We start from the raw sequence: 18,187 nt of genomic DNA on the forward strand, positions 1-18,187 counted from the left end.
ACCCAGGCGTCGTACGTCTCCCGCGCCGTCGCCGCGTTGGCCTTCGGGTGGTACGGAGTCTCGCCGGCGAAGGGCGTCTCTGCGCTTCGCTTCTCCCACGTCGATGGGAGGAACTGAAACAAGCCTGCGGCCCCCGAGTTCGGGTTGAGGGCGAACGGGTCGCCGTTCGACTCGCAGTCGATGATGATCAGGGCGTTGTCGGTCTGACCGATGTCGCCGAAGTTGCGGTCGACGAGGTTGCGCCATGCCTCCTCGTCGCGAGGACCCCGGTAGTTCAACTCGCAGTTGTGCTCCCGCTCGGCCTTGCAGACGTCGCTGTAGAAGCCGCCGAAGGCCTTGTCGCGGCCTGCCTTGCCGAAGAGTCGGTCGTTGCCGTTGCCGCCGCGCAGCACGTCGTCCCCTCTGCCGCCCCGGATCGTGTCGCCACCCTTCTCACCAAAGATGACGTCGTTGCCTGCATTTCCGAAGATCACGTCCTTGCCGGCCCCGCCGCAGATGACGTCGTTCCCGCCGCGCCCGCGGATGCGGTCGTCGCCTGCTCCCCCATCGATGACGTCGCGCCCCGAGGTGCCATCGATCTCATCGGGACCGGCGGTTCCTCTGATCGTGACGGGGTGGCCGCCGCAGGTCGCCGACGCCGCACCGGCGCCGGCGGGCGTCGCGACGATGAGACCTGTGAGGAGGACGAGAACAGCCACGAGACCTACGCCCCGCGAGCGGCTTTCAGTTGGCGCCATGCCCCAGGAGTATCGGCAGAAAGCATGCGAACCTTCAAACCGACAATTGGCAGAGCCTGGGGGGCACCAGGGTCAATCGGCGCGCGCCGACTTGTACTTGCAGTCGTACTCGACGATCTTGCAGCGGCAGTTCGTCCACGGATCCCATCCGCCGCCTCCTCGATCCTCGCTCCACTCGTAGAGGAAGCGCGCCGAGGCCGTGGCCGCCACGGGGTGATATGGCGTCTCGCCTGCCCACCCCGCCCCGTCGCTCGCCCAGTCCCACGTATCGGGGATGAACTGGAACAGCCCCTTGGGTCCGTGACCGTCCGGGTTGTACGCGAACGGGTCGCCATTGGATTCGCAGTCGACGATCGTGAGCGCGTTCGCCGTCTGCCCGATGTCGCCGAAGTACTCATCAACGAGGGCCTCCCACAGTTCCACCGGGCGGGGCCCTCTGTAGTCGAGCTCGCACCTCGACTCATCCTCGGCGCGGCACACATCGCTCCACCGTGACCCGCCGGCGAAATCGACACCGCCCCTGCCGAAGATCCGATCATTCCCGCCCCCTCCGAACAGCGAATCGTCTTGGCCACCGCCGTAGAGCCGGTCGTGACCATGGTTGCCGTGAACGGTGTCCGCGCCGGGCCCCCCATAGAGCACGTCCTTGCCTTGCCCTCCGTGAATATCGTCTCGCCCGGCGCCGCCGCAGATGAGGTCGTTGCCTCCGCGGCCCCGGATGACGTCGCGGCCGCCCTTGCCCACCACCACGTCACTGGCCGGGGTCCCTTCGATCAGGTCGTCGGCAGACGTGCCGACGATCGTGGCAACGACACCATGGCAGAGCTCGACCGCGGCGGACGCCACCCCGATCGGGGAGGCGCTGAGTGAGCCGATGAGGGCGAGCGAAGCCGCCAAGCGCACTGCTCCGCCGGCTGGGGGCTGACGAGCCACGGGCCCGAGGGTACCGATGGCACCACGCGATCTTCAATCGAGATCAGGCGGCGGTCCGTTCCGCCTGTTCGAGGACCCGGAGCACGTTGTCACCCAGGGTCATCCGGATCTCCTGCTCGGGCCATCCCCGGCGCAGCAGCTCCTCGGTGACGGCTGGGAAGCACGAGACGTCCTCGAGGCCGGTCGGCGTCGTTTCGATCCCGTCGAAGTCGCTACCGATCCCGACCGAGGCGACCCCTGCGACCTCGGCGATGTGCTCCAGGTGGTCGACGACGTGGCCGACCGTTCCCGGGTCGAGTTGCATCGCCGTCGCCCGTGCCGCGCTCGCAGCGGCAAAGCCGGCCTCGTCCTGCGGGTCGAACTCGGCGCGCAGCGCCCGCTCCGCCTCGAACATGTCGAGGGCGGATCGCGCCGTCGACGCCACGACGAATGCCGGGCAGAACACGGCCATCACGACGCCTCCGGTCTCGCCGACTGCACGCAGCACGTCGTCCGGGACGTTGCGAGGGTGGTCCGTGACCGCTCGGGCGCCCGAATGAGAGGCGATCACAGGGACCACGCTGGCGTCGATGGCGTGTCGCATCGTGGCGGCCGACACGTGCGAGATGTCGACGAGCATCCCGAGGCGGTTCATCTCGCGGACGACCTCCCTGCCGAAGCCGGTCAACCCGCCGTTCGATTCGATGTCGGTTGCCGAGTCGGCCCACTCGATCGTGGAGCCGTGCGTGAGCGTCATGTAGCGCACCCCCGCTGCGGCGAGTGCTTCGAGCTTGTCGAGGGAGCCTTCTATGGCGTGCCCGCCTTCGGCGCCGATCAGGCTCGCCACCTTGCGCTCCTCCCGCGCCCTCATGACGTCTGCCGCGGTGGTCGCCGGCGTCAGCCTCCGAGGATCGGCGGCGACCATTGCCTGGACGAGCGAGACCTGCGCCATGACCTCATCGAATGGGTCGGGACGCCAGGACGGGACATATACGGACCAGAACTGTCCGCCGACGCCGCCCTCGAGCAACCTGGCGGTGTCCGTGTGGTATCCGGCGAGGTGCCGTCGAGGGTCCGCGACGTCGAGACTTCCGCCCGCTCTCACCCGTATCGCCCACGGCAGGTCGTTGTGCCCATCGACGACGGGGAGGCTGGCGTGGATGTGCTTCGCCTCGGCGGCGAAGTCGGTCATCCTCCCGTTCCCCACGTCTCGAGTGTCACGCCGAGCCCGTCCGCCATCCGGTTGACGTAGGCGTAGTACGAGGTCACCTCGCAGATGTCGAGGATGTCGCGATCCCCGAATCCCTCTCGCCGCAGGTTCCCGATGTCGTCCTCGGTGACGGATGCCGGGGCGACCGTCAGCTTGACGGCATAGTCGAGCATGGCGCATCTCGCGGCGCTCAAGCCGGCTGTTCGCCAGTCGCTCTCGATGCGTCCGAGCAGGTCGTCGTCGCGGAGGAGGCGGCGCAGACCGCGCCGGTGATGGACGACTCAGTAGTGACAGTCGTTCACGGAGCTGACGACGAGGGCGATCAGCTCCCTCTCCACCTTGCGCAGGGTCTTCGTGCCTGCCATCGCCGACCGATAGAGAGCGTCGTGAGCCGCCATGGCTGCCGGGTTCAGGGAGTGGATCTGCATGATGTTATCGACGCGCCGCGCCTCCGGGTCCTCGACTCGACGGCGCATCTCGGCGAGATCGCCGGACCACTCGTCCTCACGGATCGTCTCGATCCAGGCCACGTTGCACCTCCGCTCCTTGCCGCGGCACGGCCGGACGGTACTGGCCTCGTCCAGGCGGCACCGGTCACCGATGTAGCCTCCCTGCCGAATGCGCCCCGCCGCCGAGCTGCTGTTGATCGAGAGCGCGGCGCTGCGCATCGCCCTCGCCCCTGTCCCGCCCGACGACTTCGATCGTCCGACCGTCTGCGTCGGCTGGAGCGTTCGGGACGTCATCGCCCATTGTGCGGCAGCGCTTACCCGCACGGCATCGGGCGACCTGCACGACTTCTCACCCGAAGCCAATCAATCAGACGTGGACGCCAGAAAGTCGTGGCAGCTCGAGGAATTGCTCGAAGAGCTCCATCGCGGCTACCAGGACGCCGCGGTCGCCATCGACCGGTCCGGAGGGGCACTCGACGGCGTCGGTCTCGGTGAGTGGATCCACGGCGGTGACATCCGTGAGGCGCTCGGGCTGCCGGGCGCGTACGTCAGCGAAGGATCCGACCTCGCCGTCCCCCTCCTCGTCGAGCGCAGCGCCTCCCGCAGCATGCGGAGCGTGGTCGCCACGATCGACGGCGAGGTGCACTCTCTCGGGAGGGACGACGGGACGCCGGCCGCCACGCTCGTGACCGATGTGGAGACATTCGTGCGACTCTGCGGAGGACGCAGCCCGAATGGCGCCGGGTTCACATTGGAGGGCGCCGCTCCCGACGACCTCGTGCTGTTCAGCTGAGCTCGCTCGGCGGTGCGGCGCGCCTTCAGTGGTTGCGCAACGCCGAGATGAGCCGACGTTTCGACATCTTCGAGCGTCCGCTGATGCCGACGTCCTTCGCCTTGTCGTACAGCTCGTCCTTCGTCCACTCCTCGTACTTCGCAGCCTTGCCGCCGCGTCTGCCCGCAACGGATGCCGGGGTGTTGGCGATGCGGGCCGCCTTCTTCTTGCTCATCCCGTCCTCTCGCATCGCCTCGTACCGGTCGTCGTCCTCGACGGTCGGCCTGTCTCGCTTCGGCATCGCCTCTCCTCTCTCGAGTCGCGCCGCCACGTACCCGCCGGCGTCGCACCTGAAACTGGCCGGCGTCGTCCAATGGGCGAGCGAGCGTCACCGCATAGAATCGGTCCATGGGCGCCTGGGACATCGGGCCCTTCGACAACGACGACGCCGCAGACTGGGTGTGGAAGCTGGACGGGGCCTCCGACTATGCATACGTCGTCGCCGCACTCGCACCAGTAGCGAGGTGCGACCGAGACGCCCAACTCGCCGCCTGGGATGCCTCCGTCGCCGTTGCCGCTGCAGAGTCGCTGGCCGCCGCCGCACAGCGACCGGGGCCGTGGCGACTGCCCGAGTCGGTGTGCTCATGGATCGACCGTATCGAGAGGGCGCCGACGCCGGACGAGCGTGAGGTCGCCAGGGCCGCCGTGCAGCGGGCGGGGACGGCGCCTTCCGAGCTCCTCGAGATGTGGAACGAGGCGGGCGCCGATGAGTGGCTCGCCGGCCTCGGTGATCTGGACGGGCGGCTCGCTCCCTGATTCCGGTCAGACCTGAGTGATGCAGTCCTCGTCTGCGGTGGCGTGCGGGGTGAGCACTGCGAGAGTGGTCTGGCGGGTGGCTCCGAGCAGCCCGCGCACGATGCCTTGGTCGAGCCGACAGACCACCTCGGGGTGGTTCGCCGCGGTGTCGCCGAACGGACAGAAGCGGCTGATGATCTGCCTGTCGTCGGTGTTGGCCTCCGCCTCGAAGCCGACGCCCATCATCGCTCTGGCGACGGCCTGCACGGCCTCGGTGAACCCGGCCTCCTCGGGTAGCCCGATCTCGGCGGCCAGCTCACGTCCATATTCCCGGCCCACCTCCTCGGCGACGGCGGCGGCAGTGGTCGGGGAGAGGCGCTCGACGACTCGAACGAGCAACTCGGACAGCAGGTCGTATCGGCGGGCCGGGAACTGCAGCGACACCTCCTTCGAGGTGACTTCGTAGTGCTTGGCCGGGCGGCCGGCACCCGGTCCCTGCTTTCCAGAGCGCCTGCGGTGCGTCACCTGCAGATACCCGTCGTCGACGAGTCGGTCGAGGTGGTGGCGCGCCACGTTCGTGTGGATGGCGAAGAGGGCCGCGATCTCTGATGCGGTGACGGACTCTGGGGCCTCGCGGACGGAGACGTAGATCCCGCGCCGGGTCGGATCGCCGAGCGAGGCGGCGAGGTCTCCGATCTGCTTGTCGAACAGACTCGTATCCATGTCGCGGGCTCCTCATCGGTGGCGGGGCCCGGAAGGGGAGAACCCGACCTCCACTATAGTTTCTATCTACTACGCAGATAGGAGATGCAGTTTTGGTAGACGTCGCTGCGCTCAGGGCTGCCATCGGGGCAGTGGAGGATCCCGAGATCCATCGATCACTCGAAGAGCTGAACATGCTGCGCGATCTGCAGGTCGCCGACGACGGTTCCGTCAGCGCCCTCGTCGCGCTGACCATCCCCGGCTGTCCCCTCAAGGACAAGCTGACCGCAGACGTGACCGCCGCAGCCATGGCGGTTCCGGGCGTCACCCGAGTCGACGTGGAGTTCACCCACATGACGGACGAGGAGCGAGCCGGCCTCGTCGAGCACGTCCGCGGCGCTCCGACCCGTGAGATCACCATCGGTAGGCCCGGCTCCAACACCAGGGTCATCGCCGTGTCGTCCGGCAAGGGCGGCGTCGGCAAGTCCTCGGTGACCGCCAACCTCGGGGTGGCGCTCGCCAGGCTCGGCAAGACGGTCGGCATCATCGACGCCGACGTCTGGGGGTTCTCGATTCCGAAGATGCTCGGCGCCGACCGCCAGCCGACCGTGATCGACGAGACGCTGCTGCCGCCCGAGATTCACGGCGTTCGCATCATGTCGATGGACTACTTCGTGCAGCCCGACCAGGCTGTCATCTGGCGCGGTCCGATGCTCCACAAGGCGCTCGAGCAGTTCCTCGCAGACGTCCACTGGGGGGACCCGGATTTCCTCCTCATCGACATGCCCCCGGGCACGGGCGACATCGCCATCTCGATGTCGCAGTTCCTGCCGCGGGCTCAGGCGATCGTTGTCACGACCCCTCAGATCACCGCGCAGCGTGTCGCCAAGCGGGCGGCCCTGATGGCCCGCAAGGTCAACCAGGAGGTCATCGGCGTCGTCGAGAACATGTCGTGGTTCACGGGCGACGACGGCAAGCGCTACGCGATCTTCGGCGAAGGCGGCGGTCAGTCTCTCGCCGACGAGCTCGAGGTGCCGCTACTCGGCCAGATCCCACTCGTGCCTGCGCTGCGTGAGGGTGCCGACCGCGGCCAGCCCGCGACGATCGCCGACCCGGGCGGAGAGGCGACGCTCGCTTTCCAGGACCTCGCCCACGAGGTCGAGGCCCGCAAACCTCGCCTGCGAAGCCACCCGGAGCTCATCGTCCGCTAGATCGAACTTCCGTTCTTGCGTCCCTCCGACGCCTATGTGCGATGTGGGGACGCCGGAACGAGTGACGCCACCCGCCGATCCGTTCTTGCGTCCCTGCGACGCCTATGTGCGATGTGGGGACGCCGGAACGGGTGACGCCACCCGCCGATCCGTTCTTGCGTCCCTGCGACGCGTATGTGCGATGTGGGGACGCCGGAACGGGGCGAGACGGGGGAGGGTGGACCGGCCCCGTGGTAGCTTCCCTCGATCCAACGGAGGACATCCATGGCCGACACCGTGAAGGTGCGCATCGGGGTGCACAGCGCCCGAGAGCTCGAGCTCGACGTAGAGGACGCCGACGCGACCGTCGCTGCCGTCGAGAAGGCAGTCTCGAACGGCGACGGTCTGGTGTGGATCAAAGACGCCAAGGGCCATCGTCACGGGATCGTCGCCGCCCAGATCGCCTTCGTCGAGGTCGAGAGCAAGGACGAGAAGTCCGTCGGATTCGGCGTCGGCGGCTGAGCTACTCGCAGTTCACGACGACCTCGCCGTTGAGGCAGCTGTCGGTGTCTTTGCCGCCGTAGAGGGTGTCCGTGCCCGGTCCCCCGTCGAGGGTGTCGTCGCCCCGGTTCCCCTTGAGGAGATCGTTCCCGCCGTTGCCCATGATGGTGTCGTCGCCACCCTCACCTCGGAGCACGTCGTTGCCGTCGCTGCCGATCAGGATGTCGCCCGAGCTCGAGCCGATGAATACCTCGAACCCGCTGAACGTTGCGGTGACATCTCCCGTCACGCTGCCCGCGGCGACGTCGATGGTGGATGCCGCCCGCACGAAGAGGCGATCCTTGTCGGCACCACCTGCCACGACGTGGCCGTTGCCCTCGATGACGACCTCATCGCGGCCGGGGCCCGCCATGAGCTCGTCGGGCTCGTCCTGCTGGCAGCAGTTGCTGAGTACGTCCCGGCCGGTTCCCCCATTCAGATGGTCGCTCCCGATTCCGTCGAGGATGGTGTCGGCACCTGGCCCGCCATCGACCGTATCGTTGCCCTCCTCGCCCCACATGCGGTCGTGGCCCGAACCACCGAGCATCGTGTCAGCGCCAGTGCCCCCGCGCATGTAGTCGTGCCCGAGCCCACCGATGAGCGTGTCCGAGCCCGCCTCGCCTTCGATTCGGTCCCCGGCGCCGCGGCCATCCAGGAAATCGTCGCCGCTCATGCCGACGATGAGGTTCGGCGCCGCATTCCCGGTGACGTGATCGTCGAATGGCGATCCGTATACGTTTCGTATGGAGTGGATCGTGTCGCTTCCATCACCGGTTGCGGTCCCGGCGGTGAGATCGACCACGAGAGGTCCGGCGGCATCCCGGTAGTCGAGGTTGTCGGGCTGGGAGCCCCCGAACAAGTCATCGTTGCCGGGGCCGCCGGTGATCCAATCGTTGCCCGCTCCGCCGTGGATCTGGTCGGGTCCTGGTCCTCCGTCGAGCTTGTCTCCTCCGCGGTTGCCGAAGATGATGTCGTTTCCGGGCCCGCCGTCGATCGTGTCGTTCTGTCCGTTACCGCAGATGAGGTCGTTGCCGCCGAGCCCGCTGATGGTGTCCGGGCCTCCGAGGCCGACGATGACGTCGTCGCCGGGGGTCCCGTCGAGCATGTCCGGGCCGTCCGTGCCGACGATGGTGGCTTCGAGGCCGCCGCAGGTCGGAAGGGCCTGCGCCACCGCAGGCGAAGCTGCCACGAAGCCGGCGACCGCGGTGAGGACGAGGAAGAGGACGGATGAGGATCGAGTTCGTGTGAGCATGACTCAATGTCTAGTCGAGAAGGTTCACTAGTCAACCCGGGGTCGTTCACCTGGACGTCGAACCTGTTCACCTCGGCGCCGACCTGGTTCAGTTTCCGGGCACGTTCGAGCAGATGCCGCCACGGCCCGGACCGTACCGGTCAGAGCATGTCCTGCTTCGCTCGCAGTTGACGACGGTCTCGCCGTTCAGGCAGGTGTCGGTGTCCTGACAACCGTCGAGGTCGAGAGCAAGGACGAGAAATCCGTCGGACTCGGCGTCGGCGGCTAGCTACTCGCAGTTCACGACGACCTCGCCGTTGACGCAGCTGTCGGAGCCGTCCCCGCCGTCGAGGTCGTCGAACCCGGCTCCGCCGTCCAGCGCGTCCATCCCCTCGTCGCCAAGTAGCCGATCGTCGCCGCTCTTGCCGAGGATCACGTCGTTTCCCTTGCCGCCGCGCAGGTCGTTGTCCTCGCCATCGCCGATGATGGTGTCGTCCTCGCGCGATCCCCTGTAGACCTCGAAACCGGAGAACGTACCAACCGCAGCGTCCCGCGTGACGGTGCCTGCCGCGACGTCCAGGGTGGCGGCCACCACGAGATGCAAGTGGTCGCGACCGGCACCGCCGACGGCGTCGAGCACACCCTGGACGAACACGCGATCGGGACCGGGTCCGCCAAAGAGCAAGTCGGAGTCGTCGGCGTCCGTGCAGCCTTCGAGCGGACAGTGGTACAGCCTGTCCCGGCCGAGACCGCCGTGGATCTGATCGCTCCCTTGCTCGGCGTAGATGTGGTCGGGGGCCTTCTCGCCGTAGAGCACGTCATCGCCCTCGCCGCCGAAGATGACATCGCGACCATCCCCGCCGTGGATCACGTCGGCCCCGTCGCCACCGCCGAGGAGATCACGGCCACCACCACCGTGGATCTCGTCGTCACCTCCGTTGCCGAGAAGAGAGTTCGCGACTTCGTTGCCGACCATCAAGTCATTGAACGTCGATCCATTGATGACGCGGATCGAGGTGAGTTGATCGACGCCTTCCCCGGTCACGACGCCGATCGTCATATCGACTGAGATCGGCCCCGCCGCCTCGCTGTATAGGGCGAAGTCGTAGCCGGTTCCGCCTTTGATGTCGTCGTTGCCGGGTCCTCCCCTGAACTTATCGGAGTCCCCGCCGCCGTGGAGGTCGTCGTTGCCGGCGTCACCGGAAAGGGTGTCGCCGCCGCGCCCACCGTAGATCGCATCGTTCCCGCCGCCGCCGCTGATGGTGTCGTACCCGGCGCCTCCACAGATGACGTCGTCACCGCCAAGCCCGCTGATGGTGTCCCACCCACCGAGCCCGACGATCACGTCGCCTCCGGACGTCCCAACGATGACGTCGCCTCCGGGGGTACCGACGATCGTTGCCTCGACGCCCTTGCACGTCTCGACCTGCGGGAGCGCGACTCCGGCCATGGTCGAGGAGAAGAGAAGGGCGGCGATCCCGATCAAGATCCAGCGCCTCGACATACCGTCACCTCTCTTCGAGATTCTCATCCCATGTCTGCGGCTCGTCACCCGCGCCAACGCCGGCTGGCTCGTCGCGGGGTCACCGACAAGCGTACGCCTTCGAGAAGAACGAGAGCCCGGGGATGCCCGGGCTCTCGTCGGAGGAGTCTGTGTTGTGCGCTCAGCTCGCCTGACGCTGGCGGCGCCGCTCGGCGAGCCACCGCTTGCGAAGCCTGCGACGGTCGTCCTCGGCGTATCCGCCCCATACGCCTGCTTCCTGGTTCGTCTCGAGGGCGTATTGCAGGCAGGCCTCCTTGACGCTGCAGATGCTGCAGATGGCGACGGCCTTGGTGATCTGGTGGACGGCCGGTCCGGTCGTACCCACGGGGAAGAAGAGGTCCGGGTCGGAGTCTCGACAGGCGCCGAGTTCCCTCCAATCGGTGATGGTCAGCATTGGGCCCTCCTCCTCAGGTGGCTTTCTTGCAGCTCCAGGCGAGCTGGAAACATTGTGAATGTGAAATCTTTCACATGACCGGGCTTAGAAAAAGGGACCCGGTCCCTGCCCGCAGAAGTCTACGGATGGGTTGCGCGAATTCAAGCGCTTTTCCCGGAAATTTTCGCGAGGGCTGTCAGCTATCGTCACGGGGCCCCAATCGAACGGTCTCGAAGATGAGCATCGCCGAAGAGCTGAGAACAGAGCTACAGGACGCCATGCGTGCAGGCGACAAGCCCCGCGTGAACGTCGTCCGCCAGATCGAGTCGGAAGTCGCCGTGGCGAAGTCGGCGCCGGGCTTCGGTGGACGGATCGACGACGAGCTGTACCGGGCGACCATCGCCGGGTACGTCAAGAAGATGAGCAAGGCGAAGCATGAGTTCGAGGCCGCAGGAGACCGCGGCCGGGCCCAGGCGGACAAGCTCGCCTACGAGATCGACTACCTCGCCCGTTGGCTGCCCGAGACCCTCGACGAGGAGGCGACCAGGTCCCTCGTGCGGTCCGTGATCGCAGAGATGGGCGTCGGCGACGCCAAGCAGGCCGGCCAGGTGATCGGAAAGGTGATGCGCTCGGCGAAGGACCTCGACGGCTCGCTCGTCGCCGAGCTGGTGCGTGAGGAGCTCCGATAGCGGTCGAGATGCCGCAGTACTCCCCGATGCTCGCCACGCCATGGCCCGGGCCGTTCGCAGACGACGGTTGGGTGTGGGAGGTCAAATGGGACGGAGTGCGTACCCTGCTGACCTGGGACGGTCGTCGGGTGACGCTGCGCAGCCGAGCAGGCAACGATGCCACCGACCGCTATCCGGAGCTGGGCGGCACGATCGAGGGTCCGCCGGTGATCATCGACGGCGAGATCGTGGCGCTCGACGACGCCCACCGCCCTTCGTTCGAGAGGCTGCAGCAACGCATGAACCTTGGATCGCCGCATCTCGTTCGTGAGGCGATGACGGCGGTGCCGGTGAACTTCGTCGCCTTCGACCTCCTCCACGCCGATGCCCCGGTCATCGGCGAGCCGATCGAAGCGAGGAAGGAGCGCCTCGCCGCCGTGCAGGTGCGCCAACCCGTGGTCATCGGGGACCGGTTCGAAGGCGATCCCGCAGCCCTGTGGGACTCCGTGCGGCACCGGGGCATCGAGGGCATCGTCGCCAAGCGGCGCGGCTCCCCGTACCGCCCGGGCGTCCGAAGCGCCGACTGGCGAAAGGTCACCGTACGCCATCGCCTTCGTGCGGTCGTCGGCGGGTTCACACCCGGCATCGGTGGGCGCGCCGACTCTTTCGGTGGTCTCCTCGTGGGGCTCTGGCAGCAGGACCGTCTGCGGTGGATCGGATCGGTCGGGACGGGCTTCGACCACGCCGCCCTGCGGGCGATCCGTCACGCCCTCGACGACATGGCGAGCGACGCCTCGCCGTTCCACGACGACCCGATGCTGCCGAAGCAGAGAACCTGGGTGGTGCCCCGGCTCGTCGCCATGGTCGAGTTCAAGGAGTGGACGGCCGGGCCCCGCCTCAGGGCGCCCGTGTTCGTCGGGTTCACCGACGACGACGTCGACGCCGCCACCTGGGAGGTGGAAGGGCCCGGCTGATGCGCGAGATGTCGGAACCCTCGCGAACGCTCGGTCGTCTCAACTCGGCGTATCAGCCGACCGATGAAAGGCTCATGGCGGTCGTGGAGATCCTCATCGCGTGCATCACCGTGGCACTCATCGCGTATGGCGAGCGGGTGTCACTCGACCTGGAGCGCCTCGGAGCCTGACGGCGTCCCACCACCGGGTCCGACCCTCGCCCGAGGCGGCGGCGGTCGGGCTTTCCTATCCGGCCTTCTTCGCCTTCGTTGCCTCGACGCTTGCCTTGAGCGCCTCCATGAGGTCGACCACGCCGGTGGGCTGAGGCGCCTCGGGGGCGACGATCTCCTGACCGTCGATCTTCTTCTGGGCGGCCGCTTCCACGGCCTCGCGTGTCTCGTCGTGCCAGGCAGAGGGGTCGAAGCTGCCGGTGAGGTTGTCCACGATCATCGCGGCCATCTTCACCTCCTCGTCCCGCACCTCGACGCTCTCATCGAGCGTCTCGAACTCGGGCTCCCGGATCTCGTCCGGCCAGAACATCGTCTCGAGGATGATGACACCGTCCTCGGCTCGTACGGTGGCGAGGTGGGTGCGCTCCCTGATGGCCACCTTGGCGATCCCGATCATGTCCTTCTCTTCGAGCGCAGACAGGAGGATCTTGTACGCCTTGACCCCGGTTTTCTCCGGAGCGAGGTAGTACGAGCTCTTGTAGTAGATCGGATCGATGTCCGCCTGCGGGACGAACTGAATCACGTCGACGATGCTGCCCGAGCTCCCGCTCACGATCGACTCGAGCTCCTCGGGCGTGAAGACGACGTAGCGGCCCTTGTCGACCTCGTAGCCCTTGACGATCTCGTCGAATGGGACTTCCTGGCCGTCGGCTTCCGCGACGCGCTTGTAGCGGATCGGGCTGCTGTCACTGTTGCGTAGCTGCTTGAACTTGGGGCGCCTGTCCTCGGTCGCCGAGTAGAGCCCTACCGGGATCGATACGAGCCCGAATGAGATGGCGCCCTTCCAGATCGGCCGCATTGCGTGTCCTCCGGGGTCGGTTCGCGAAAACGAGTGTAGGAGTGTGCGGGACCGCTACCAATCGCCTCGCCGCCATCGGCAACGCCGTGCGGCGATGCGATCGCAGCGATGCCCACCGATACACTCCCGGCGTGATCCTCGACCGCCTGCCCCCGCTCGAAGTCGAGGGCACCGCCACGAAGGAGACCGAGCGCGAGGCCGTCGTGGTGCTCGTCGCCTCGACGGTGCTGCTCGTCGCCTTCTTCTATTGGGGTCGTCCCGGCTTCTTCTTCACGTCCGGCATCGCCGGGTGGGCCGGAGACGTCGCCTCCGGCGTCGCCCCGGAGGACATCGGCGTCGGGGCGTACCTGTGGTGGGGGCTGGCGTCGCTCGTGCTCCGCGTGGGCGTCCCGCTCGCCCTCGCCTACTGGCTGCTCCGCCGGCTTCCCGGCGACTACGGCTTTCGGGTTCGCGGAGTGATGCGGCACCTGCCGGTGTACGGCCTCATGTACCTCGTGATGCTCCCGCTCCTCGTGTGGGCGTCCAGCTTCTCCTCGTTCCTCTCGTATTACCCGTTCTACGACAGGGCGGCCGCGGGCGGGTCGGCCTTCTGGCTGTACGAACTCGGCTACGCCTTCCAGTTCGTCGGGGTGGAGGCGTTTTTCCGAGGATTCATGACGTTCGGCCTGGCGCGCAGGGTCGGCGCCCTCGCCATCCCGATCATGACCGTGCCGTACACGATGATCCACTTCACCAAGCCGGTGCCGGAGGCTTTCGCCGCGATCGGCGCCGGCCTGATCCTCGGCTACATGGCGCTGCGTTCGAGGAGCTGGGTGCCCGGGGTGTTCCTCCACATCGCAGTGGCGCTGACGATGGACCTGCTTGTTCTGGCGAGGACCGGAGCCGTCGGCAACATCCTCTGATCGTTAGGCTGGCGGCCGTCGTCTTTGGGAGGGGCGCACGTGCGTCACATCATCATCCGAATCCTGATCAACATGCTGGCGCTCTGGATCGCAGCCGGGATCCTCAGCGGCGTCGAACTCGAAGGCGACTTCTGGAGGATCCTCCTCGTCGCGGCGATCTTCGGAGTCATCAACGCCGTCATCAAACCGGTCGTGCAGCTGCTGGCACTGCCGCTCATCGTCCTCTCGCTCGGTCTCGTGCTCATCGTGATCAACGCCCTCATGCTGTTGATCACGGACGCCCTCACGACGGCACTGGCGATCGAGAACTTCGGCTGGGCCCTGCTCGGTGCGATCGTGATCAGCATCGTCAGCTGGGGCGCCAGCATGCTGATCCCCGAGTAACGGCTCGATAGATCCGGTGCCGGCGGTCGTTGCCCGCCCTCTACACTCGCAGGTCGCGCCCCAGTAGCTCAGGGGATAGAGCGCCGGCCTCCGGAGCCGGGTGCGCAGGTTCGAATCCTGCCTGGGGCACGCGCACCTGCGCCGTCCTCGTCCCCGGCCCCGATTGACCCCATGTCGCTCCTCACCGAACTCAGCGAGATGCTCGGCAACGCCTTCGCCGCCGGCGGGCTCGACAGCGCCCTCGGCGACGTCGTGGTCTCGAACCGGCCGGACCTGGCGCAGTTCCAGTGCAATGGGGCTCTTGCCGGCGCCAAAGCGGTCGGCCGCAGTCCCCGAGACGTCGCCGCCGACGTGGTTGCCGCCATCCCACGAGACGCCCCATTCGCCTCAGTCGAGATCGCCGGACCCGGGTTCATCAACCTCACCCTCGACGACGCCTTCCTCGGCGCCCACTCCGAGACGAGGCGAGGCGACATCCGTGTCGGCCTCCCCACTCCCGCGCCGCGGCGGATCCTGGTCGACTACGGGGGGCCGAACGTCGCCAAGGAGCTCCATGTCGGGCACCTGCGTCCCGCCATCATCGGCGAGAGCGTCAAGAGGGCGCTGCGCTACTTGGGACACGACGTCGTCGGTGACGTGCACCTCGGTGACTGGGGTGCCCCGATGGGCCAGCTCATCGCCGAGCTCGAAGAGCGTCACCCGGATCTCCCGTACTTCGATGCCGCTTCTTCGGGCCCGTATCCGGCCGAGTCGCCGGTGACGACGGCCGAGCTCAACGAGGTCTATCCGGTGGCGTCCCGCAAGGCCAAGGACGATCCGGAGCGGGCCGCCGCCGCCAGAACGGCGACGGTCGAGCTCCAGGCGGGCCGGCCGGGGTATCGAGCATTGTGGGAGCACATCAGGCGCGTCTCGATCGATGACATGCGCCGCGTCTACGACATGCTCGAGGTCGTCTTCGAGCTGTGGCATGGCGAGAGCCGGGTTCACGACCGGATCGCGCCGATGATCGAGCGGCTCGTGAGCTCCGGCGTCGCCGTGGCGAGCGACGGCGCCGTCGTCGTCCACGTTGCCGAGCCGAACGACAACAGGGAGATTCCACCACTCATGCTCGTCACGTCGGCGGGCGGGTACACCTACGGCACGACCGACCTGGCGACCGTCGACGAGAGGGTGGGCGATCTCGCAGAGGAGGAGGTCGTCTACGTCGTCGACGCCCGCCAGTCGCTCCACTTCGAGCAGGTGTTCCGTGCCGCCCGCAAGGGGGGGATCGCCGGACCGGACACCGTCCTCGAGCACGCCCCGTTCGGGACGGTCAACGGACCCGGCGGCACGCCGTTGCGAACGAGGGAAGGAGATCTGCCGCTGCTGCGCGACCTCATCGCCGAGGCGATCGCCGGGGCCCGCCGCAGGCTCGACGACAACGAGCTGGCCCTCGGCTACCCCGGCGCCGAGCGGGACCTCATCGCCGAGCTGGTGGGCGTGGCCGCCTTGAAGTACGGCGACCTGCAGAACCACAGGACGAGCGACTACGTCTTCGACCTGGAGCGCTTCTCCGAGCTGCTCGGGAAGACGGGGCCGTACCTCCTCTACGGGGCGGTACGGATCAAGTCGATCATGCGTGAGGCAGCCGAGCGTGGACTGACGGCTGGTCCGATCCTCGCCGCGGTGCACCCTCGGGACAGGGCGCTCATGCTCGAGCTGGCACGATTCCCGGAGGTGATCGACCGGGCCGCCGCCCAGCGGGCTCCCAACCACCTCGCCGAATACGCATACGACGTGGTCGCCGCCTTCAGCCGCTTCTACGAGGCGTGCCACATCCTGCGCGAGGAAGACCCGGCCATCCAGTCGTCGTGGCTCGGGCTCGTGGCGTCGACGCTCGACCACATCGAGACGCTCCTCGACCTGCTGGCGATCCGCATCCCGGAGCGCATGTGACGGCGCTCCCGGCCGCCTTGCTCCCGGACTCGGCTGAGATCGACGCCGACGGGTCGCTGTCGATCGGCGGCTGCGACGTCATCGAGCTCGCCGGTGAGTTCGGGACACCGCTCTTCGTGTACGACGAGGACCACCTCAGGGCCCGGTGCCGGGAAGCCGTGGCCGGTTTCGGACCGGGCGTGGCGTACGCGACGAAGGCGTTCCTGTGCAAGGCGATGGCGACACTCGCCTCCGACGAGGGGATGCACCTCGACGTGGCGACGGGCGGGGAGCTGCACGTGGCGCTCAGTGCCGGAGTACCTGCCGAGCGGCTCGTGCTCCACGGCAACAACAAGTCTCTCCTCGAGCTGCGCCTCGCACTCGAGGCGGGGGTGGGGCGCGTCGTCGTGGACTCGTTCGACGAGCTCGACAGGATCGAGGAGCTCGTCGCGGGTGGCGCAGCGGCTCCCAATGTGCTCGTGAGGGTCACCCCCGGCGTGGAGGCACACACCCACGAGTACCTGCAGACCGGCGTCGCCGACTCGAAGTTCGGCTTCGGTGTCGCTTCGGGCGACGCCGCCGCGGCGCTGAAGCGCGCCGCCGCCAGCGGGCACATGGAGCTCGTCGGCATCCACGCCCACATCGGCAGCCAGGTGTTCGTGGTCGAGTCCTTCGTGAAGGTCGTCGGCGTGCTGGCCCCACTCGTGAAGGAGTCGGGTGTCGCCGAGCTCTCGATCGGCGGGGGACTCGGGGTCGCATACGTCACCGGCGAGTCGGCCCCGACCATCACCGAGTGGGCCGGCTCCGTGAAGGCGGCGTGCCACGACGCCGGCATCGGCGCCACCGTGACTGCCGAGCCCGGCAGGGCGATCGTCGCCCAGGCTGCGATCACCCTCTACCGGGTCGGGACGATCAAGCGCATCCCGGGGGTTCGCACGTACCTGGCAGTCGACGGCGGGATGAGCGACAACCCGCGGCCGGTCCTGTACGGGAGTGGATACGAGGCATTCCTGCCGCGGGCCACACAGGCGTCCCGAGACCTCGCGGTTCGCGTCGTCGGCAAGCACTGCGAGTCGGGGGACGTGATCGTCTCCGACGCCGCAGTGCCCAGCGACGTGGTGGTCGGCGACGTGCTGGCGACGCCGGTGACCGGAGCGTACGGCCACTCCATGGGCTCGAACTACAACATGGTGCTGCGCCCCGCAGTCGTCTTCGCACGCCGCGGAGACGCCCGTCTCGTCGTCCGGCGTGAGACCTACGAGGACCTGGTTCGACGCGACGTCTGACGGCGGGACTCGGAGGGCGCGGCGCCCATGAGCGGGGTCGAGGGCCGCCGTCGCCGCTAGCCGACGATCTCGACCCGGTCGCCCGCCTCGACCATCCCGGCTGTGATCACCTTGGCGTACCAGCGGCTCGAGCCCGGGTGACGGTCCTCGGCCATCCGTCTGAAGTCGCCGCCGACGAACCACGCTGCGTTCTTGGAGCACGGCTCGGTGACCCCGGTGACCTCCAGCTCGACGTCACGGCCGACCTTCAGTCGGGCTCCGATCCCGATGAGTCCCCAGTCGATGCCCGCCATCGTGAGGTTCTCACCGGCGCTGCCGGGCTCGATCGGGTGGCCCTCGGCCTGGAGCGCCTCGATGACCTCCAGTGAGTACAGGCAGAGCGCCTGGTCCGGCGACCCGTGGTGGACTCTGTCTGCCTGGCGATCGCCGACCACTCCGCGGTAGCCGATCTCGGCGATCGGGATGGGGAGCTTGGGGACGCCCCCGTCGGACGTGTTGACCTGGTGAATCGATCCGAGGCGCGACATTGACGGGATCGTAGGGGGAGAGACCCGCCGCAGAGGCGCTCCCGCCGTGCCGGCCGACGGTTGGAAGGCG

General features: G+C 67.8%; 22 protein-coding genes and 1 tRNA gene. 12 read left to right on the forward strand and 11 right to left on the reverse strand.

What is annotated here, in order from left to right; genetic code table 11:
• The 4 genes from VGC47_07790 to VGC47_07805 all read right to left on the reverse strand — a co-directional run.
• Nucleotides 1-737: transglycosylase SLT domain-containing protein (locus VGC47_07790; GenBank protein HEX9855198.1), on the reverse strand; the 737-nt coding region annotated here is incomplete at its 3' end.
• Nucleotides 738-809: 72 nt separating this feature from the next.
• Nucleotides 810-1,670, reverse strand: a complete 861-nt coding sequence (locus VGC47_07795; protein ID HEX9855199.1) for a hypothetical protein — start codon at nucleotides 1,668-1,670, stop codon at nucleotides 810-812.
• A gap of 43 nt (nucleotides 1,671-1,713) precedes the next feature.
• The gene (locus VGC47_07800; GenBank protein ID HEX9855200.1) at nucleotides 1,714-2,841 is read right to left on the reverse strand and encodes a dipeptidase; all 1,128 of its coding nucleotides are present in this window, start codon (nucleotides 2,839-2,841) and stop codon (nucleotides 1,714-1,716) included.
• Complete coding sequence (locus tag VGC47_07805; GenBank protein HEX9855201.1) at nucleotides 2,838-3,389, reverse strand: peroxidase-related enzyme; 552 nt, start codon at nucleotides 3,387-3,389, stop codon at nucleotides 2,838-2,840. Before VGC47_07805 ends, VGC47_07800 begins: the two co-directional genes overlap by 4 nt.
• An 88-nt stretch (nucleotides 3,390-3,477) precedes the next feature.
• On the opposite strand from VGC47_07805, the gene VGC47_07810 reads away from it, so the two are divergent.
• Nucleotides 3,478-4,101, forward strand: coding sequence for a maleylpyruvate isomerase family mycothiol-dependent enzyme (locus tag VGC47_07810; protein ID HEX9855202.1), 624 nt, complete (start codon nucleotides 3,478-3,480; stop codon nucleotides 4,099-4,101).
• Nucleotides 4,102-4,126: 25 nt separating this feature from the next.
• On the opposite strand, the gene VGC47_07815 is transcribed toward VGC47_07810, so the two are convergent.
• Nucleotides 4,127-4,381 carry a Rho termination factor gene (locus VGC47_07815; protein HEX9855203.1) on the reverse strand — a complete coding sequence of 85 codons (255 nt, stop codon included), beginning with the start codon at nucleotides 4,379-4,381 and terminating at the stop codon, nucleotides 4,127-4,129.
• Between the two features lie 107 nt (nucleotides 4,382-4,488).
• Between VGC47_07815 and VGC47_07820 the strand changes: the two genes are divergently transcribed.
• Nucleotides 4,489-4,896, forward strand: a complete 408-nt coding sequence (locus tag VGC47_07820) for a DUF4259 domain-containing protein (GenBank protein ID HEX9855204.1) — start codon at nucleotides 4,489-4,491, stop codon at nucleotides 4,894-4,896.
• A gap of 6 nt (nucleotides 4,897-4,902) precedes the next feature.
• Here VGC47_07820 and VGC47_07825 read toward each other — a convergent pair whose 3' ends face one another.
• On the reverse strand, nucleotides 4,903-5,598 hold the full coding sequence (locus tag VGC47_07825) for a helix-turn-helix domain-containing protein (protein HEX9855205.1): 696 nt from the start codon (nucleotides 5,596-5,598) through the stop codon (nucleotides 4,903-4,905).
• Between the two features lie 92 nt (nucleotides 5,599-5,690).
• On the opposite strand from VGC47_07825, the gene VGC47_07830 reads away from it, so the two are divergent.
• Both VGC47_07830 and VGC47_07835 read left to right on the forward strand, forming a co-directional pair.
• The gene (locus VGC47_07830) at nucleotides 5,691-6,788 is read left to right on the forward strand and encodes an Mrp/NBP35 family ATP-binding protein (protein ID HEX9855206.1); all 1,098 of its coding nucleotides are present in this window, start codon (nucleotides 5,691-5,693) and stop codon (nucleotides 6,786-6,788) included.
• Between the two features lie 264 nt (nucleotides 6,789-7,052).
• A complete protein-coding gene (locus VGC47_07835) occupies nucleotides 7,053-7,289 on the forward strand; it encodes a DUF3107 domain-containing protein (protein ID HEX9855207.1) in 237 nt (78 codons plus the stop codon).
• Between the two features lies 1 nt (nucleotide 7,290).
• Here the strand turns inward: VGC47_07835 and VGC47_07840 are convergent, their stop codons facing one another.
• From VGC47_07840 to VGC47_07850, 3 genes are all read right to left on the reverse strand, one after another.
• Nucleotides 7,291-8,559 carry a calcium-binding protein gene (locus tag VGC47_07840; protein ID HEX9855208.1) on the reverse strand — a complete coding sequence of 423 codons (1,269 nt, stop codon included), beginning with the start codon at nucleotides 8,557-8,559 and terminating at the stop codon, nucleotides 7,291-7,293.
• Nucleotides 8,560-8,827: 268 nt separating this feature from the next.
• On the reverse strand, nucleotides 8,828-10,042 hold the full coding sequence (locus VGC47_07845) for a calcium-binding protein (GenBank protein ID HEX9855209.1): 1,215 nt from the start codon (nucleotides 10,040-10,042) through the stop codon (nucleotides 8,828-8,830).
• A 160-nt stretch (nucleotides 10,043-10,202) separates the two neighbouring features.
• Entirely contained in the window at nucleotides 10,203-10,475 is a 273-nt protein-coding gene (locus VGC47_07850) for a WhiB family transcriptional regulator (protein ID HEX9855210.1), read from the reverse strand.
• A gap of 215 nt (nucleotides 10,476-10,690) precedes the next feature.
• On the opposite strand from VGC47_07850, the gene VGC47_07855 reads away from it, so the two are divergent.
• From VGC47_07855 to VGC47_07865, 3 genes are read left to right on the forward strand one after another with little or no spacing between them, the layout of a single operon-like run.
• Nucleotides 10,691-11,143 carry a GatB/YqeY domain-containing protein gene (locus VGC47_07855; GenBank protein HEX9855211.1) on the forward strand — a complete coding sequence of 151 codons (453 nt, stop codon included), beginning with the start codon at nucleotides 10,691-10,693 and terminating at the stop codon, nucleotides 11,141-11,143.
• Between the two features lie 8 nt (nucleotides 11,144-11,151).
• A complete protein-coding gene (ligD, locus tag VGC47_07860) occupies nucleotides 11,152-12,096 on the forward strand; it encodes a non-homologous end-joining DNA ligase (GenBank protein HEX9855212.1) in 945 nt (314 codons plus the stop codon).
• On the forward strand, nucleotides 12,096-12,266 hold the full coding sequence (locus VGC47_07865) for a hypothetical protein (GenBank protein HEX9855213.1): 171 nt from the start codon (nucleotides 12,096-12,098) through the stop codon (nucleotides 12,264-12,266). The genes ligD and VGC47_07865 overlap by 1 nt, the downstream gene beginning before the upstream one ends.
• A gap of 55 nt (nucleotides 12,267-12,321) precedes the next feature.
• Here VGC47_07865 and VGC47_07870 read toward each other — a convergent pair whose 3' ends face one another.
• Nucleotides 12,322-13,104: a Ku protein gene (locus VGC47_07870; GenBank protein ID HEX9855214.1), complete on the reverse strand. Its 783-nt coding sequence runs from the start codon at nucleotides 13,102-13,104 to the stop codon at nucleotides 12,322-12,324.
• 131 nt (nucleotides 13,105-13,235) lie between these two features.
• Here VGC47_07870 and VGC47_07875 point away from each other — a divergent pair, with 131 nt between their 5' ends.
• The 5 genes from VGC47_07875 (at nucleotide 13,236) to lysA (ending at nucleotide 17,590) form a co-directional block, all read left to right on the forward strand.
• Entirely contained in the window at nucleotides 13,236-14,006 is a 771-nt protein-coding gene (locus tag VGC47_07875) for a CPBP family intramembrane glutamic endopeptidase (GenBank protein ID HEX9855215.1), read from the forward strand.
• Nucleotides 14,007-14,045: 39 nt separating this feature from the next.
• Entirely contained in the window at nucleotides 14,046-14,390 is a 345-nt protein-coding gene (locus VGC47_07880; protein HEX9855216.1) for a phage holin family protein, read from the forward strand.
• Nucleotides 14,391-14,447: 57 nt separating this feature from the next.
• Nucleotides 14,448-14,519, forward strand: a tRNA-Arg gene (locus tag VGC47_07885).
• 42 nt (nucleotides 14,520-14,561) lie between these two features.
• Nucleotides 14,562-16,325 (forward strand): arginine--tRNA ligase, encoded by a 1,764-nt coding sequence (gene argS, locus VGC47_07890; protein ID HEX9855217.1) that lies wholly within the window; start codon nucleotides 14,562-14,564, stop codon nucleotides 16,323-16,325.
• Nucleotides 16,322-17,590 carry a diaminopimelate decarboxylase gene (gene lysA, locus VGC47_07895; GenBank protein HEX9855218.1) on the forward strand — a complete coding sequence of 423 codons (1,269 nt, stop codon included), beginning with the start codon at nucleotides 16,322-16,324 and terminating at the stop codon, nucleotides 17,588-17,590. Before argS ends, lysA begins: the two co-directional genes overlap by 4 nt.
• Before the next feature lie 56 nt (nucleotides 17,591-17,646).
• On the opposite strand, the gene VGC47_07900 is transcribed toward lysA, so the two are convergent.
• Nucleotides 17,647-18,117: an MOSC domain-containing protein gene (locus VGC47_07900; protein HEX9855219.1), complete on the reverse strand. Its 471-nt coding sequence runs from the start codon at nucleotides 18,115-18,117 to the stop codon at nucleotides 17,647-17,649.
• Between the last annotated feature and the right edge of the window lie 70 nt (nucleotides 18,118-18,187).

The sequence above is a fragment of the Acidimicrobiia bacterium genome, from assembly GCA_036396535.1.
Classification (GTDB): Bacteria; Actinomycetota; Acidimicrobiia; order Spongiisociales; family UBA5794; genus DASWKR01.